The organism is Rhodoferax sp. ZS1R8 (assembly GCF_056521325.1).
The window spans coordinates 1-692 of record NZ_JBWMBA010000156.1 but is presented as its reverse complement, the minus strand read 5'-3'; the positions used below and the strand labels follow the sequence as shown (position 1 = coordinate 692).

Here is a 692-nt window from a genome sequence, read left to right as displayed (position 1 = left end):
GAGTGGGCCTGGGGTGCTGTCCCAGGCTTCCAGAATCAGCGGTAGCGGCGGCTCCCAACCCAGCGCAGTGCGTTTGCGGTTGGGCAGCATCTCAAACAAGGCGTTCCAGTGCTTGGGCAAAGGGCACACGCGGTTATTCGTACGGCAAAAGGCAATCAGACTCTGTGGCGTTTCTGGCATGGCCTGCACTCCCGAACCTAAAACTGCTTTATCGGCCCAGAAGTGCATCATGGGTATTGCTGTAAACCCTCAGGTTGGCGCAGGGGGCTCAACTTTCTTGGAACGCCTCTTCCCGCTTCTTCCGCAAATTCGGGCTGAGCACCACCATCATTGCCACCGCAGACAATGCCAGCATGGTGGCGCTGATTGGGCGCTGCACGAACACCATCGGGTCGCTGTGCGACAGCAACAAGGCACGGCGCAGGTATTCTTCCATCATCGGTCCGATGATGAAACCCAGCAGCATCGGTGTGGCTTCGCAATCCAGCTTGGCGCAGATGTAACCGAGTAACCCAAACAGGGCCATCAAGTACACATCAAACTCGTTGTTGCTGAGACTGAATACACCAATGGCGCAGAACATCAGAATGGCCGGGTACAAGCGGTGGTAGGGCACCGTGATCATCTTGACCCACAGACCGATCATCGGCAGATTCAGAACCACCAGAAAGAAGTTACCGATCCACATCGAC

2 protein-coding genes are annotated in these 692 nt (G+C 56.2%); both read right to left on the bottom strand.

Features of this window, described 5'->3' with window-relative positions; all coding sequences use genetic code 11:
• Positions 1-180, bottom strand: a 180-nt coding sequence (locus AC097P_RS24605) for a hypothetical protein (RefSeq protein WP_479613038.1), incomplete at its 3' end; no start/stop codon positions are given.
• Between the two features lie 88 nt (positions 181-268).
• Positions 269-692, bottom strand: a 424-nt coding sequence (locus AC097P_RS24600) for a tripartite tricarboxylate transporter permease (protein WP_479613037.1), incomplete at its 5' end; no start/stop codon positions are given.